This is a genomic window from Allopusillimonas soli (assembly GCF_004153445.1).
GTDB classification, from domain to species: domain Bacteria; phylum Pseudomonadota; class Gammaproteobacteria; order Burkholderiales; family Burkholderiaceae_B; genus Allopusillimonas; species Allopusillimonas soli.
Map to the genome: position 1 here is coordinate 294,538 of NZ_SDQC01000001.1, position 15,608 is coordinate 310,145.

Here is a 15,608-nt window from a genome sequence, read left to right on the forward strand (position 1 = left end):
CATCGACCGCCCTCGGATTCTGGTCCGGCCGGTGCCTATGCTCGCCGTCGCATTGTTCGGCTTATGCCTGACATCGACTGCGGCAGCGCAGATCGCGCTTCCCGCCCTCACCTCGACGCCAGGCGCAGATGGCAGCCAGACCTGGTCCCTGAGCATACAGACGCTCATACTGCTGACCATGCTGTCCTTTCTGCCGGCCATGCTCATGATGATGACAGGTTTCACCCGCATCATCATCGTGCTGGGCCTGCTGCGCAACGCCATGGGCACAGGGGCGTCTCCGCCGAACTCCGTTCTTATCGGCATTGCGCTGTTCCTCACTTTCTTCGCCATGTCGCCCGTATTCGACCAGATCTATGACCAGGCCTACAAGCCGCTTAGCCAAGGCACGATCGCACTCGAGGAGGCACTGGACCGCGGCGCCCGCCCTCTTCATGCCTTCATGCTGAAACAGACTCGCGAGACCGATCTTGCCATGTTTGCCAATATGGCCGGCATGGAGGACATCGCCTCGCCCGAGCAGACGCCCATGCGCATCCTTGTGCCGGCCTTTGTCACCAGCGAACTCAAAACCGCGTTCCAGATAGGCTTCACGATCTTCATTCCCTTCCTGATCATTGACCTGGTTGTGGCCAGCGTGCTGATGGCGCTGGGAATGATGATGGTTCCTCCCGTCACGATCTCCCTGCCGTTCAAGCTCATGTTGTTCGTTCTGGCGGATGGCTGGCATCTGCTGCTGGGGTCCCTGGCGCGCAGTTTCTTCCAATAGGATGCAGGCCACATGAATGCCGAAACCGTCATGTCCATGACCTACCAGGCACTGAAAATCGCACTGGTGATGGCAGGCCCCCTGCTGCTTGTCACGCTGGTCGTGGGCCTGGTCATCAGCATTTTCCAGGCAGCGACCCAGATCAACGAAATGACGCTGTCCTTCATTCCAAAACTGCTTGCGGTTGCAGCGGCACTGGTCCTGCTTGGCCCATGGCTGGTCACGACCATGGTCGACTATATACAGCGTCTGCTTTCCGGCATACCGGGCCTGGTATCCTGACAACAGGGCAGCAGCCATGATAGACGTGAATATAGGCCAGCTTCATGACTGGATGAACGCCTTCCTGCTGCCGTTCATACGCGTACTGGCACTGGTCGGATCCGCTCCCCTGCTGGGCGAGTCGTCCATACCAGCCAAGGTAAAGGTGGGTTTGTCCGCATTGACCGCCATCGCCATCGCACCAACGCTGCAAACCATGCCGGACATCGTCACCGGCTCCTATACCTTTCTGTGGCTGGCAATGCAGCAGGTGCTTATAGGCATCGCATTGGGCCTGGTAATGCGCATTGTATTTGCCGCTGTCCAGACCGCAGGAGAGTTCATAGGCCTGCAAATGGGCCTGTCGTTTGCCTCGTTTTTTGATCCGGCCACAGGCGCCAACACCGCGGTGCTGTCCCGCCTGATGAACACCATGGCCATGCTGCTGTTCATTGCCCTGAATGGCCATCTTGTCATGCTGGGCGCCTTGATACGCAGCTTCGACGTCCTGCCTCCCACCCCTGGCGCCCTGGACATCAATGGATGGGGCGTGCTCATGGAATGGAGCGGCCAGGTCCTGGTATCAGGCATGCTGCTTGCGCTGCCGCTTATCATCGTGCTCTTGACCATCAACCTGGCGCTGGGCATTCTGAACCGCACAGCCCAGCAGCTCTCGGTGTTTGCGGTCGGTTTTCCGATCACGCTGCTGGCTGGCCTGGTTCTGCTGGCGGTGGTGATGCCCCAGACCTCTCCGTTTCTGTCCCGCTTGTTCGACGCCGGCTACGAGGCCATGGCCAGGCTGGCCGGTGCCCTGGCCGGTTTATGAAACCAGCGCCATCTGCTGCTCCGCAGGCATCACAGCCTGCGGCGCGCCATCCTCCGAAAGCGGGACGTCAATGACGTCTCCGGGCCCTATCCTGAATACCGCCACCGCCTCGGACAGGCGCGCCGCCTGGGCCTGAAGAGATCCAGCCGCCGCGGCGGCCTCCTCGACAAGCGCCGCGTTCTGCTGCACAACGCTATCCATCTCCGTGACAGCCTGATTCACTTGGCCAATGCCGTCGGACTGCTCACGCGATGCGGAAGAAATCTCGCCCATGATGGTGGTGACGCCCTGGACCGATTCGACGACTTCGCGCATGATTTCCCCCGCCTGCCCAGCCTGCTGCGCGCCGGCCTGCACCTTGGACTGCGAAGCCTCGATAAGCACCTTGATTTCCTTGGCCGCCTGCGCGCTGCGCTGCGCCAGCGACCGGACTTCGCCCGCCACCACGGCAAAACCCTTGCCCTGCTCACCGGCCCGGGCAGCCTCGACCGCGGCATTCAACGCCAGAATGTTGGTCTGGAAAGCGATGCCATCGATCACGCCCACGATCTCCGCCATCTTTCCGGAACTGGTCGAAATATCCTTCATGGTGTGCACGACATCGGCCACGGCGCTGCCTCCCCGCTGAGCCACCTCGGACGCGCCCTTGGCAAGCAGGTCCGCCTGCGCGGCATTGTCGGTGTTCTGGCGTACGGTGCTGGCCAGTTCCTCCATGCTTGCCGCCGTCTGCTGAAGCGATGCCGCCTGTTGTTCGGTGCGGCTGCTCAGGTCCGTGTTGCCCATATATATCTCGCGCGAACCCAGTGTGATTTCTTCGACGCCTTGGCGCACCGTACCCACCGTATTCGTCAGGCTTTCCTGCATGCGCTTCAGCGCGTCAAACAATGCACCGATTTCATTGCGTGACCGCACTTCGATGCGCTGGGTCAGATCCCCGGATGCTATCCGGTCGAAATGCCTGCCGGCATCGCGCAATGGGCGCAGCACCGCGCGGCCAAATATGACGCGCATCACCAGCATGAGCAGGATGCCCGCCAGCACCGCCACGCCAATGGCAACAAGCGCCTGGCGGAAATCGGCCTCGGACTGATTGAAATACGCCTGATGCGCCTGGTCGATATGCTTCTGAAGCGCGTGCAGCGCCTCCTCGAATGTTTCGCTGCGGGGAATGCCGAACTGGTTGTTGACGAAGTAAAACGTGACATAGTCGTTGCCATGCAGCGCCTGCAGCATGGGATCGATACCGTCGTCGACATACGGCCTGAAGACACTGACGATCTTCATCGCCAGGCGCCGCCCCTCGGGGTTATCGGGGATGTTCCTGCGAAATGCCTCATAGGTCTTGCGCACTTCGTCCAGTTTGCTCTCCGCCGCTGACACCATCGCGGCCGCCTCCTTGCGCAGCCCAGCATCGTCACGCTGCGCCGCCTCCTGCTGATAGCGGGCGGCCACAAGCAGGGATACCCGCACATCCATCATCTTGGCGCTCATGTCCTGTACCTGGCGCGCCCGCTGATTCTGTTGCTCCATGGCGGAAACCTGCTTCAGCGTGGAAGATAGATACCAGACGCCTAGCCCGCCAACGGCCACGAGCAGCACCAGGAAGCTGCCCAGCACCATCATGAGCACGGTATTGACCTTGAGGTCCGCCAAACGAAACGGCGGGCGGCGCGAACGTCGCACGCCCTGCTTGCCTGCCTTGCCGGATTTATTCGAATTTTTACTCATGATAGGTTCCTGGATGAAAGAGGGAAGAGAATGTGCTCATTCAGAACCCAGACTGAAAAGGTTGGTGGACTGGATTTTCTGGAACGCCAGGGACGCGGCCTGGAGCGCGGACAAACGGAGCTGCAGCTGCGTCGAGGCGGTGTAGTAGTCGAGATCCTCGAGCTCCGACAGATGAGTGCTGTAGTCGAGTCCGCGCTGATCGCCGTTGGCATCCATCGCCTCCAGCGTCGTCATGCGCGCGCCCACCGACGCGCGTACTGTCAGGACATTGTCGTAATGAATGTCGATGCGCTGTATGGCGCCGGCCAGCATGTTGCGGAAACCCGCCTGGGCCGCATCATCCGCACCGATGGGGCTGGCCAACGACTGGACGAGTTGATCCAGTGTATTGAAGATATTGAAGCTGCCCGCCTGATCACCGTAAGTGGGGGTTATCTGAAAGCTGTCGCCGTTCTCAGGTTCGCCGGAGAGCTGCACCTGCACACCGCCAGGCAGCGCCAGTATGTTGTCGCGCCCTGCCGTGTAGCTGCCTGTCTCGGCGACCAGCGTGCCTTCGTCATCAAGATACTGCACCTGATAGGTGCCAGATCCGGTGATGGTCAGCGTGTATGCGGTACCAGCGCTCGCAAGATCGGGATCGGTGATATCGGGCTTGCCCAACAGGCCGGTGCCGGCATTCCCGGGGTCGGCGCTGGTCAGGTAGCTGCGCGTACCCGGCGCCGCGCGCTTGAAGACATCGGCGCCGGTATCGCCGCCCGCAATCAGGCTGGTCTGGTCCGCCTGAATATTGCGCTGCGCCAGGTCTCCCTGATAGGTGATGCCGCTGCCACTGTCCTGGAAAGGCGCCACATTGCCCCGAGAGCCTGAAAACAAGTACTGGCCGTTGCCGTCGGTCGCATTTGCGAGATTCAGAAGACTCTCGCGCGCGTTGGCCAGCACGTCGGCCAACGTGGCCCTGTCCTGATCTGACAACGTGCCGTTGCCCGCCTCGATAAGACGGGTCTTGACGTCCTGCAGCAGATTGGTGACGGAGTACAGGGTGTTTTCTTCTTGCCCCAGGCTGCGCATGGCCACGGCGCGATTCTCCGCATAGCGCTGGTTGAGTGCCTGCGACTGGCTGATGTTGATCGCCTGTGCGGCCGCCAGCGGGTCATCCGAAGGCGCGAGGATACGCTTGCCGCTGCCCAGCTGCTGATAGATGTGCATGAGATCGGTCTGCTGAGCCCCGATCGCATACAGACCGGTCTGATAGAACTGTGTTGTACTGATGCGCATGATGATTATCCTGGTGATTGCGGGCGCGTCCGGCGGACGGCTCAGCCGCGCAGGCCCAATAGCGTGTCAAACAGCGCGCCGCTGACGTCAATGAGGCGCGCCGAGGCCTGGAATTGCTCCTGGAAACGCTGCAAATTGATGTACTCTTCATTGAGGTTCACGCCGGATACGGCCTGTTGCGCTTCGTAGTTTTGCTTGATGAGCGCGGACTGGGCGTTGGCTTCGGTTGCGTTCTGCTGCGTCAGCACGCCAACCTTATTCACGATCTGCGAGAAGGACTCGTTCAGGCTCATGCTGCCATTGCCAAGAACCTTGGTGGTCTGCAACTGCGCCATCTCCAGGGCCACATCGCCGTTGGCCGTGCCCGTACCGGGTGCTGCCGCCGCAATGGCCGCCGGATCGCTGATGGCCAGGCCGATGCCGGCTGCCGCCTCGCGCACAGGCTGCACCACCCAACTGTCACCGACCGCGGCCGGACCACCGGAGAAATCGAAAGCCACCCCATCTATCACGCCGCTGTTACCTGTCAACTCGGTAGGGGTGCCTCCCGGAATGCGGGTGACTGTGTAGCCGGTGGCAGTGCGCGCCACGACATAATCCTGTGCCGTCAGTGCGTTGGCATCGTCTATGGTTGCAGTCAGCGTTGCGGTACCGGCATTGCCTTGCTGCGGAATGACCTTGGCCGGCGCCAGGGAGAAAAAGTCCTCGCCGGGCTCGCCCGCCAGATCCACCCCGGTGGCATGGGCCGTGTTGATGGCGGTGGCCAGGCCAACCGCAAGACGGCCCAGCTGGTTTTGCACCGTGTCCAATGCTTCGCGCCGGTAGTCCAGCAGGCCGCCCAGCTTGCCGCCGCGAATGCGGTCCTCGTCCATCTCCGCATGAATCAGGCTGCCCCCAGGCCCCTGGACCGAATAAGCAATGACTGTCCGCGCCGGATCTGCGGCGGATGGTTGAGCGGAGAGAGGATAGACCGTATCTCCGCCCAGCAGCACCTGTCCGCTGCCCACGGTGAGGTTGAATACACCGTCCTGCTCTACCGTTCGCACATCCACAAGCTGATTCAGTTCGCTGACCAGCTGGTCGCGCTGATCGAGCAGATCGTTCGGCTCGTGGCCGGTGGTGCCCGCGCGAGCCGATGTGATCTGCTGGTTCAGGTCGCGAATACGCTCGGCATAGCTGTTGATCTGGGTGACAACGGTGCTGAGTTGCGTATTGATATTGCCGCGCTGCTCGTCCAGGAAGCGGCTTGTGTCGTTGAGCTGCGAAACAAGCCCCGCGGCACGGCCCAGGAGCTCCTGCCGCGCTGCGCTGTCCGCCGGCGCCGAAGCAACCGCCTGCATGCCATCGAAGAATTTCTGCAGGGCGGGAGCAATACCCACGCTGCGGTCGGCAAGCAGGTTGTTGATCTGCTTGATCTCTGTGCCATAGCTGAGGCTGGCGGCACCAGCTGACTGGGCGGCGACCAATTGGCGGGAAAGAAAACTGTCGTAGGCACGCTGTACCGTGACGGCCTGCACGCCCCGCCCTATGTATCCGCCGGCGGTCGGGCTGGCGCCCGCCGTGGCAACCAGTACGGATTGGCGATTGTAGCCGTCTGTCGCGGCGTTATTGATGTTGTGTCCGGCCGTCTGCAGGCGATTCTGCGCCACAGTGATGCCTGCAAGACCCAGATTGGCTAGATTCATGGAGTTATCCGCTGGTTGAACGTGACCTGTATGGTCTTTACGGCAATACAGGCCGGATGTTTAGGCTGATTCACGCCCACCTGCGCCGCTGGCGGTCTCGAAATAGCCCATGATGGAGATCAACTTGCTGGCATAGGCAGGATCAGTGGCATAGCCGGCCTCCTGAATGCGGCGCGCCGCCTCCTCGGCCGATCCTGACGCGGCCACGGCACTGTAGCGGCTGTTTCCGCTGATGAGCCGGGCATAGTCGGCGAAGGATTCTGCGTAGGAGTCGTAGGCGCGGAAAGGCTGCCTGATCTTCACCGGCACGCCGTCGCGATACTCGGTTGTCATGATCTCCACCACCTTGCCATGCCAGTTTCCGCCCGCCTTGATGCCAAACAGGTTATAGGTCGTGCTGCCGTCCTCGCGGCGTATTTCCCGCTTTCCCCAACCCGATTCCAGCGCCGCCTGGCTCAACACAAGTTTCTCTGGCAGCCCGCTTTCCCGCGCCGCGCTGCGAGCCGCATCCGCCATGCTTGAAACGAAATCACGGATGTGGCGAGGCGCGCCTTCGATCGCGCCAATGATGTCATCGGCAACGGAATGGCTTGTCAGCTTTCCAAGCAGGGCGGTGATGGAAGATGCCACATACTGGCGCGCCTCGTCGCCAATGCGCGAGCGCAGTGCAGGCAGGCGCGATGCCGCCAGCTCGGGTGGGGAGCCGGCATCCTCGTTCGCAACTGCCTGATTGTGGCCCTGCATCTGATCGAGCAATGCCTGCGCCAGGCCTATGCCTGGCGTTGCCAGCGCCGACGCCATCTGCTCATCGCGCAGGCTTTGCGCCATGCGTGTCTGCGCGCTGTCGAACAGCGTATCCGGGCCCGACGCCTGGCGTGCCTGCTTGAGCAGCTGCTGCAGAAAGAGTGCCTCGAACTGATGTGCCACCTCTGCCTGGGCCGCTTCGGCACGGCCATCCGATTTGTACAGGCCTCGCTTGAGCCTGTCCAGGTTGCTGAAATCCAATGTTGACGCCTGCTCGGCGGGGCGAGGAATATAGCGTACGAATGCCATGGCGTCAGATCACCTCCAGGTCCGCCTTGAGCGCGCCTGCGGCCTTCAAGTTCTGCAGAATGGAAAGAAGATCCTGCGGCGTGGCGCCCAGGGAATTCAGCGCGCGCACCACATCCGACAGATTGGCGCTGGTGCTCAGGCGCCGCAGGCTGCCGCTGTCGGAACGCATCTCGATCTCTGTGCTCTGCGTCACGACAGTCTGTCCGCCGCCGAAAGGGGTGTCGGGCTGGCTGACCTGCGCGTCGCGGCTGATAACCACGGACAAATTGCCGTAGGCAATGGCCGCTTCATCTATCGTGACGCTGCGGTTCATCACAACCGAGCCGGTGCGCGCGTTGATGACGACCCGCGCCCTGGCTGGCGGCAGCTTGATCTGCAGATTCTGCACGCTGGACAGAAAGGCGGTCTGGGCGGATTCGTCCAACGGACCTTGAATCCGAATGACGCGGCCGTCGAGCGCCTGCGCTGTGTCCCGGCCAAAGCGGCGATTCACGGCATTGACAACGCTTTGCGCGGCCCCGAAATCCGTGGTATTCAACTCCAGCCTGATGATGCCGTCGCGCGCATAAACAGTGGGAACGCCGCGTTCGACGATGGCGCCATCCGGAATGATGCCGCCATTCAGCTGGTTTACCTGAACACTGGAGCCGCCCGCCTGCGCCCCGGCGCCGCCCACCAGCAGATTGCCTTGGGCTATGGCATAGACCTGGCCGTTGGCGCCCTTGAGTGGCGTCATCAATAGCGTACCGCCGCGCAGGCTCTTGGCGTTGCCCATGGAGGACACCACCACATCTACGCTCTGCCCTGGCCTGGCAAAGGCCGGCAGCGTCGCCGTCACGATCACCGCCGCCACATTCTTGACCTGCATGTTGCTGCCTTGCGGTATGGTCACGCCCAACTGGGAGAGCATATTGGTCAGGCTCTGCTGCGTAAACGGCGACTGCCTCACCTGATCGCCGCTGCCGTCCAGGCCCACCACCAGCCCGTAGCCGATCAATTGATTCTCGCGCACCCCCTGGATGGAGGCGATGTCCTTGACGCGCTCAGCCAGCGCGGGACTCCAGGCCAGCACGAAAATCGCCATGAACAGCAAAACCCGACGGATGGCCAGACCGCGATCACTTGAAAACAATGGCTTGCTCATGTCAGAACGGAGAAAGATTCAGGAAGATGCGCTGCAGCCAGCCCATGTTCTGCACTTCATCCATGGTGCCCTTGCTGCGGAATTCAATGCGGGCATCGGCCACCTGCGTGGACGACACGGTATTGGCGCCGGTTATCGAGCGTGGATCCACCACACCCGAAAAACGTATGTACTCGCTGCCCCGATTGATGGCAATCTGCTTATCGCCGGCAATGCGCAGGTTGCCATTGGGCAGCACATCGATCACTGTGGTGGTCAGCGTACCTTTGAACATATTGTCGGCCCGGGACGACCCCTTGCCACTCGCTGAGTTTCCGCCGGACAGATCGAACTGCTGTTTGGCGCCCAGCTCCTTCGGCAGCACCGACGGGTTCAGGCCGACGCCGAAATCGGCGTCGCCGCTGCGATCGGTAGTTGTTTGCACATTCTTGGCCGCATTGGTCTTTTCCTCGATGACGACCGTGACAATATCGCCGATGTTGCGCGGCCGTCGGTCTTCGAACAAAGGGTAGTTCCCATAGGCAGTGGGCTGATAAATGGCGCCGTTGGGTTCCGCAGGCGGCAGCCCGCGCATCGGCGGCGGCGCGGTGAGAGGCCCCGTGACGACCGGATCGGGTGGTATCAGCGCGCAGCCGTGCAGCATGGCCGCCAGGGTGACGCCTCCGATGCGGACAACGCGTGCCAGCGCCGAGCGCAGGCGATGCTGGCGGTTGGATGATGTCATCAAAGCTGCGTCAGGCGGGCCAGCATCTGATCCGATGTCTGCACGGCCTTGCTGTTCATTTCGTAGGCGCGCTGCGTGGTGATCATGTTAACGAGCTCTTCGGCCACGTTCACATTGGATGTCTCCGTGTACTGCTGCAGCACAAGCCCCGCGCCATCCAGCCCGGGCTGGGCAAAGTTGGCCGGACCCGAGGCGTCGGTCTCCACATACAGGTTCTCCCCCGCGCTCTGCAGGCCGGCGGGATTGATGAATGTGCTGAGCTGCAACTGGCCGATCTCGACATTGATGCCCGCCGCGCCAGGCTGGGTCACCGATACCGTGCCATCGCGCGCAATCGTCAGGCTCAGGGCGTTGTCGGGGATATTGATGGGCGGCTGGATTACATATCCGCCGGCCGTCACGAGCTGCCCGTTCTGATCGACCTGAAGACTGCCGTCGCGCGTATAGGCAAAGCTGCCATCCGGCATTTCCACCTGCAGGAAGCCCCTTCCCTGTATCGCGATGTCCATGCTGTTGCCCGTATCCTTGAGATTGCCCTGAGCGTGAATGCGCTCCGTGGCGACCGTGCGCACACCCGTGCCGATCTGCAGGCCGGACGGCAGCTGATTCGCCGCGCCAACCTGGGCGCCGGGCTGGCGCAGTGTCTGGTACATCAAATCCTCGAAAACGGCCCGGCTTCGCTTGAAGCCAGCCGTGTTGACATTGGCCAGATTATTGGAGATCACATCCATGTTGGTTTGCTGCGACTCCAGGCCGGTCTTGGCAATCCAGAGAGAACGTATCATTGAATATCCTTGGTTCAGATAGGGGCCACGCTGACGTGCATCAGCGCTCAGCCCGCGGAAAGAATGCTGTTGGCGCGTTCGGCGTTGGTGCCCGCATCCTGTATGACTTTCATCTGCATTTCGAATTTGCGCGCATTGGCTATCATGCCCACCATGGCTTCGGCGGCATTCACATTGCTCTTCTCGATGAAGCCCGGGATGATGCGCACCTGCGGGTCAGCCTGCACAGGCTGCGGGGTGCGCATGCGAAAGAGGCCGTCGTCGCCGCGAACCAGCTCGTCCTCGGTCGGATTCACCAGTTTCAGGCGCCCAATCACCTGCAGGTCGTTGGGCCTGTCGCCCGCGCCAAGCACCGTAACCCGCCCGTCGCCGGAGAAAGTGACAGCGCCGCGCTCCGGTATTTCCATCGGCACGCCATCCTCGGACAGCACCGGCAGGCCCTGCCGCGTTACCAGTTGTCCTTGCTCGTTCACGCCGAAGTCGCCAGCGCGCGTATAGGCTTCGCCCTGGGGAGTCCATACGCTGAACCACCCTTGCCCGCTGATGGCCGCATCCAGCGCCTTGCCGGTCTCGACCATAACGCCCTGGCCCATATCGCTGCCCGGCGTGGAAGCCACGGTGGACACCCGGGTGGGCATGCCAGCTTCGCTCAACAGAGGTACCGATCTGTAGATGGACATCTGTTCGCGAAATCCGGTGGTGCCGATATTGGCGAGATTGTTGCTGATGACGGCCTGCTGCTCCAGCACCCGGGCAGCGCCTGAGGCAGCCGTGTAGATCATGCGGTCCATGTCGACGGGCCTAGCGCATGTTGATCAGGGTCTGAAGCACCTGATCCTGTGTCTTGATCGTCTGTGCATTGGCCTGATACGTGCGCTGGGCAATAATCATGTTCACCAGCTCCTGGCTCATGTCCACATTGGATTCTTCGACGGCCTGGCCCTTGATGGCCGCCATGCCATTGGCGCCGGGCTGGCCAAGTATCGGCTGGCCGGATTCCGATGTTTCCGCCCAGGCATTACCGCCCACCGGCTTGAGTCCTTGCAGGTTGGCAAAGTCGGCCAGCACCAGCGTCCCCAGCGACTGGGTCTCGCCATTGGTGTAGCTGGCCACAATGGAACCATCGGCGGCAATCGACATGCTGGCATACTCGCCGGTGCCGTAGCCGTTCTGGTGAAAATCGTAGGTAAAGCCACCTCCGAACTGCGTACTGCCCGCATAATTGATCGTGAACTGCAGATTCCTGGCGGGCGAGTTGGTGCCGCCCATATTGGGCACATTGAAGGGCACTGGCGCCGTGGGCGCTATAAGCCGCCCGCCCTGGTCGAAGGACAACTGCGTGGGGTTGGCATCGCCATGCGGCGCCGGCAGCGGCTGCCCTTCCATGCGGTAATAGACGCTCCAGTTGCTCTGCGTGCCAGTGCCGGCCCGTTTCACAAAATACTGGTTGACCTGATACGAGTTGCCCAGGCTGTCGTAGACATTGATGGGAAAAGTATGCGAATAGGAGTCCGCATTGGCCGGGTCAAATACCGTCGCGGCCGGTATGACGTCGGCATCGGCATCCGCATTGATCTTCGTCGTGATGACCGATGTGGCTGACGGTGCGATGTTGCCCGAGGGCACCATAATGGGTTCGGGCGTGGTCGAGCCATTCAAGTAGCCCGTAAGGCGCTGGCCCTGCGCATTGACGATATAGCTGTTCTTGTCGGCGTGAAACTGTCCGTTTCGCGTGTAGAGCACACTGCCGCTCGGATCAACAATGCGAAACAGGCCCTTTGCGCCATCGATGGCCAGATCGAAGGGATTGCCCGTGCCCGAAACCGTGCCTATGGTGAACCGCTGGTTGATGCTGGCAACCTGGGTTCCGAGCCCGACACGCGAATTGGCATAGACATCGGCAAACGTGGCCGATGCAGCCTTGAAGCCCACCGTACCGGAGTTCGCGATATTGTTGCCAATGACATCCAGTGACTGCGCAGCGGCGTTCAAGCCGCTCAACCCTTGTCCGAAACCCATGATAAACCTCGTCTGTAAATTTTGAAGCTGGAAGCCGTGCGCGGACGCTACATGATCTTCCGGATATCCAGCAGGGAGTAATTGCCCGCAAGGCCAAGATCAAGCTGCAGGCCGTTGGAGGAATAAGCCACGCTCGACACCACGCCATAAGTCAGCGCACTGGCCGACACCGCCGAGCCGTCCTCGTTCGTGGCGGTGACTTTGGCCGTATATGCGCCATCGGGCAACGCAAGGCCGCCATCGCCTGTGCCATCCCATGTCACCGACAGCACACCGGCAGCCTGCGGCCCCAGATCAATCTGTCGCACCGCCTTGCCGGCCGCGTCCATGACCGTCACGACCACACTGTCGGCCGGTGCAATCAAATCGACGCCAAATGGCGTGGCTTCGCGCTGATCTCCTTCGCCGCCCAGCGCGATCTTGCTGCCCGGCACGAGCACGCCCTTGCCGATGAGGTTGGCGGCCTGCATGGACTGCGATACATCCATCTGCCCTGAAAGCGCCAGCAACGTATTGTTGAGCTGATTGATGCCGCTCACGGTGGACAGCTGCGCCATTTGCGAGGTCACTTCAGCGTTGTCCATGGGATTCAGTGGATCCTGGTTCTGCAACTGCGTAACCAGCAAGGTCAGGAAACGATCCTGGACGTCATCCACGGCGCTGGCTGTGTTCGCCCGGGCCTGGGCCAGTGCATAAGAGGTTGAACTGTCTGTCTGGTTGACGGTTGTCATTCGAAGGCTTCCCCAGAATTACTGCCCGATGGACAGCGTGCGCATCATCAGGCTCTTGGCCGTATTGATCACTTCCACATTGGCCTGATAGGATCGCGACGCGGAAATCATGTTGACGGTCTCGGCAACGACATCGACATTGGGCATGGCGACATAGCCATCGGCATTGGCCAACGGATTACCCGGGTCATATTGGAGGCGTGCCGGCGCCTCGCTTTCACGCACGGCGGCCACGCGCACGCCGCCGACAGCGGTCAGATGCGTCTGCCCGGGTGGCGGCGTCATCTGGAAAACAACCTCGCGCGCCCGGTAGGGCTGCCCATCGGGCCCCACGGCGCTATCGGCGTTGGCCAGGTTGCTGGCGGTTACGTTCATGCGCTGCGACTGCGCCGTCAGCGCGGATCCGGCAATCTGAAAAATACTGAGTGTGGACATGTATGCGCTCCCCGTCTTTCGGTCAGGGCTGCATCGCAGCCATCATGGCCTTGATGCGCTGGGAGATGATGGTGAGATCCGTCTGGTAGCGGAGCGTGTTGTCCGCAAACTGGACGCGCTCGACGTCCATGTCGACGGTATTGCCGTCCAGGCTGGGCTGCAGCGGCTGCCTGTATAACAGGCGTTCGGCGTCCGGCGTGGCGGCCTTGCCGGGGATGTGGCGTGGCGAGGTCAGGGACAATGCCGTATCCGGCAACCGCAGGCCGTCGGCGCCCGTCGCCGCGCGCAAGGCAGCTGAGAAATCGAAATCGCGTGCCTTGTAATTGGGGGTATCCGCATTGGCGATATTGGCAGCCAGCACCTCCTGGCGGTGCTGGCGCAGCCCTATGGCCTGTTTGTAAAAGTCGAAGTCGTTGCCTGCGCGATTGATCATGCGGCCTACCTGTTTCTGTTCAGCGGCTGCCGCCGCGATGGCGGGGCCGCGAACGGTACCCTCCTACACATGGCATCATGGTAATTGCGTGCCCAACAGTGCAAACGTCAAAACAAGCTGTCATTACATGGTCAGTTCCCGTGATGCACCAGCCACCCCTCTTTATAGAATGCTGTCATGTTCAGGCGTTCTCTTCTCATTCTGCCTCTTGCCGCGGCGCCGCTCTGCGCAGCGCTGGCAGCCGGCGTTCCCAGCGGCCACGCCTCTCAGGACCCCGCCATCGTGGCGGCCAGGGTGCACAGGTTTCTGCTGGAGCAGGCCGGCGGCTCGCCCGACAAGGTGCACATCGCCGTCCAAGCGCCTCGCGTCGGACGGTATGGCGCCTGCGGCCGGCTGCAATTGTTCACATCCGGCGCGCAGCATCTGCGGCCGCGCATGACGGTGGGCGTGCGCTGCATGCAGCCCTCCTGGACCACTTATGTGCAGGCCAGCGTCAGCGTCCAGGGCAGCTACTATGTCGCCGGCCGCAGCATCCAGGCAGGCGAAACGCTGGGGCGCTCCGATCTTGAGGAGCGCCAGGGCAATATCCTGCGCCTGCCCCGCGGCGTCGTGCTTGATCCCGCCCAGGCGGTGGGCTACGTGGCCGCACAGCGCATTGGCGCCGGCTCGCCAGTGAAGACACGAATGCTGCGCGATCCGGACGCCATTCAGCGCGGCCAGCGGGTCCGCACGGAGGCGCGCGGGCGCGGTTTCGTCGCCACGGGTGAAGGACAGGCCCTGGAAAGCGGGCCTCCGGGCGCGATCATACAGGTCAAGGCAAGTTCAGGCGAGATCATCAGCGGTACCGTCATCGACGCCCATACTGTGCGCGTCGCGATGTAGCTCGGCTAAAGTTCGCCGCCGAGCTGCCGTTACAGATACATCATGAGCAAGCCCTTCCATTCATTTGCCCGCGGAGAGCGTCCTTGAAGATTGCACCATTCCAGCCCGCCCCGCCCGGCTCCGACTCCATCCAGCCACGCCGCGGCCATGGCGCGGCCTCCGGCGCGACAGGTGTCGGCGGCTCCCCCGGCAGCGCGGTGGCCTTCAGTAGCGCGGGGCGCAATCTGGCCGTTCTTCAGGACGGCAGCGGCGACATTGATATGGCGCGCGTGCAGGCGTTGCGTGAGGCCATTGCAAATGGAAAACTCACCATGGACCCCAGCCGCATCGCCGATGGCCTGCTGGCCAGCGTACGCGAATTGCTCCGATAATATTCTCCGCCCATGCCCAATGCCATCGAACGCCTGAAACACATCTTGCGGGCGCAGACAGCGCTTTTACCCGATTTCGTTTCGGTGCTTCGGGACGAAGCCAGCCTTCTGGCTGCGGGGCGCACCCTGGAAGGGCTGGATGTATTGGCCGATCGCAAACTGTCGCTGGCCCAGCAATTATCGGATCTCGACAGCACGCGGGAACGGTCGCTTGCCGAGGCGGGTTACGCGAGCGGGCGTGCCGGCCTTGATCAGGCCATGGTCGACTATCCCCACCTGCGCGAAGCCAGCCTGGGCTTGTACGATCTTGCCAGCCAGGCCGCGAGCATCAACGCCGACAACGGGCGGCTCATCGCCCTGCTCCACCGCCGCAATACCCTGGCTCTCCAGGAACTGCATCGTTTGCTAGGCAACGATACACTGTACGATGCCAAGGGCCACAGCAATCCCGCGGCTGCCGCGTCATCGCGGTTTCGGGCCGGCTGAC

At 61.9% G+C, this 15,608-nt stretch carries 18 protein-coding genes; 6 read left to right on the forward strand and 12 right to left on the reverse strand.

Features of this window, described 5'->3' with window-relative positions:
• The first annotated feature begins 37 nt into the window (after positions 1-37).
• Genes fliP through fliR form a run of 3 tightly spaced genes read left to right on the forward strand, consistent with a single transcriptional unit; the run spans position 38 to position 1,856 of the window.
• Entirely contained in the window at positions 38-769 is a 732-nt protein-coding gene (gene fliP / locus ERD78_RS01405; protein WP_129968278.1) for a flagellar type III secretion system pore protein FliP, read from the forward strand.
• A 12-nt stretch (positions 770-781) separates the two neighbouring features.
• The gene (fliQ, locus tag ERD78_RS01410; RefSeq protein WP_129967385.1) at positions 782-1,051 is read left to right on the forward strand and encodes a flagellar biosynthesis protein FliQ; all 270 of its coding nucleotides are present in this window, start codon (positions 782-784) and stop codon (positions 1,049-1,051) included.
• Positions 1,052-1,067: 16 nt separating this feature from the next.
• Positions 1,068-1,856: a flagellar biosynthetic protein FliR gene (fliR, locus tag ERD78_RS01415; RefSeq protein WP_129967386.1), complete on the forward strand. Its 789-nt coding sequence runs from the start codon at positions 1,068-1,070 to the stop codon at positions 1,854-1,856.
• Here the strand turns inward: fliR and ERD78_RS01420 are convergent.
• The 12 genes from ERD78_RS01420 to flgB all read right to left on the reverse strand — a co-directional run bounded on the left by ERD78_RS01420 (position 1,851) and on the right by flgB (position 13,868).
• Positions 1,851-3,584: a methyl-accepting chemotaxis protein gene (locus ERD78_RS01420; protein WP_129967387.1), complete on the reverse strand. Its 1,734-nt coding sequence runs from the start codon at positions 3,582-3,584 to the stop codon at positions 1,851-1,853. The genes fliR and ERD78_RS01420 overlap by 6 nt on opposite strands.
• Positions 3,585-3,620: 36 nt before the next feature.
• A complete protein-coding gene (gene flgL / locus ERD78_RS01425; RefSeq protein ID WP_129967388.1) occupies positions 3,621-4,859 on the reverse strand; it encodes a flagellar hook-associated protein FlgL in 1,239 nt (412 codons plus the stop codon).
• A gap of 41 nt (positions 4,860-4,900) precedes the next feature.
• Positions 4,901-6,544, reverse strand: a complete 1,644-nt coding sequence (gene flgK, locus ERD78_RS01430; protein WP_129967389.1) for a flagellar hook-associated protein FlgK — start codon at positions 6,542-6,544, stop codon at positions 4,901-4,903.
• 60 nt (positions 6,545-6,604) lie between these two features.
• Positions 6,605-7,597, reverse strand: coding sequence for a flagellar assembly peptidoglycan hydrolase FlgJ (gene flgJ / locus ERD78_RS01435; RefSeq protein ID WP_129967390.1), 993 nt, complete (start codon positions 7,595-7,597; stop codon positions 6,605-6,607).
• A 4-nt stretch (positions 7,598-7,601) separates the two neighbouring features.
• Positions 7,602-8,681: a flagellar basal body P-ring protein FlgI gene (locus ERD78_RS01440; RefSeq protein WP_129968279.1), complete on the reverse strand. Its 1,080-nt coding sequence runs from the start codon at positions 8,679-8,681 to the stop codon at positions 7,602-7,604.
• Positions 8,682-8,742: 61 nt separating this feature from the next.
• Entirely contained in the window at positions 8,743-9,384 is a 642-nt protein-coding gene (locus ERD78_RS01445; RefSeq protein ID WP_245152341.1) for a flagellar basal body L-ring protein FlgH, read from the reverse strand.
• An 80-nt stretch (positions 9,385-9,464) separates the two neighbouring features.
• Positions 9,465-10,250 (reverse strand): flagellar basal-body rod protein FlgG, encoded by a 786-nt coding sequence (gene flgG / locus ERD78_RS01450; RefSeq protein WP_129967392.1) that lies wholly within the window; start codon positions 10,248-10,250, stop codon positions 9,465-9,467.
• A gap of 47 nt (positions 10,251-10,297) precedes the next feature.
• Complete coding sequence (flgF, locus tag ERD78_RS01455; protein WP_129967393.1) at positions 10,298-11,041, reverse strand: flagellar basal-body rod protein FlgF; 744 nt, start codon at positions 11,039-11,041, stop codon at positions 10,298-10,300.
• 10 nt (positions 11,042-11,051) lie between these two features.
• The gene (flgE, locus tag ERD78_RS01460) at positions 11,052-12,269 is read right to left on the reverse strand and encodes a flagellar hook protein FlgE (RefSeq protein WP_129967394.1); all 1,218 of its coding nucleotides are present in this window, start codon (positions 12,267-12,269) and stop codon (positions 11,052-11,054) included.
• A gap of 47 nt (positions 12,270-12,316) precedes the next feature.
• Entirely contained in the window at positions 12,317-13,000 is a 684-nt protein-coding gene (locus tag ERD78_RS01465; RefSeq protein ID WP_129967395.1) for a flagellar hook capping FlgD N-terminal domain-containing protein, read from the reverse strand.
• Positions 13,001-13,018: 18 nt separating this feature from the next.
• The gene (gene flgC, locus ERD78_RS01470; protein WP_129967396.1) at positions 13,019-13,435 is read right to left on the reverse strand and encodes a flagellar basal body rod protein FlgC; all 417 of its coding nucleotides are present in this window, start codon (positions 13,433-13,435) and stop codon (positions 13,019-13,021) included.
• A gap of 22 nt (positions 13,436-13,457) precedes the next feature.
• Positions 13,458-13,868, reverse strand: coding sequence for a flagellar basal body rod protein FlgB (flgB, locus tag ERD78_RS01475; RefSeq protein ID WP_129967397.1), 411 nt, complete (start codon positions 13,866-13,868; stop codon positions 13,458-13,460).
• A 177-nt stretch (positions 13,869-14,045) separates the two neighbouring features.
• On the opposite strand from flgB, the gene flgA reads away from it, so the two are divergent.
• The 3 genes from flgA (at position 14,046) to ERD78_RS01490 (ending at position 15,607) form a co-directional block, all read left to right on the forward strand.
• Positions 14,046-14,750, forward strand: coding sequence for a flagellar basal body P-ring formation chaperone FlgA (flgA, locus tag ERD78_RS01480; RefSeq protein WP_129967398.1), 705 nt, complete (start codon positions 14,046-14,048; stop codon positions 14,748-14,750).
• An 83-nt stretch (positions 14,751-14,833) separates the two neighbouring features.
• On the forward strand, positions 14,834-15,121 hold the full coding sequence (flgM, locus tag ERD78_RS01485) for a flagellar biosynthesis anti-sigma factor FlgM (protein WP_129967399.1): 288 nt from the start codon (positions 14,834-14,836) through the stop codon (positions 15,119-15,121).
• A 12-nt stretch (positions 15,122-15,133) separates the two neighbouring features.
• Positions 15,134-15,607, forward strand: a complete 474-nt coding sequence (locus tag ERD78_RS01490) for a flagella synthesis protein FlgN (RefSeq protein ID WP_129967400.1) — start codon at positions 15,134-15,136, stop codon at positions 15,605-15,607.
• Position 15,608 lies beyond the last annotated feature (1 nt).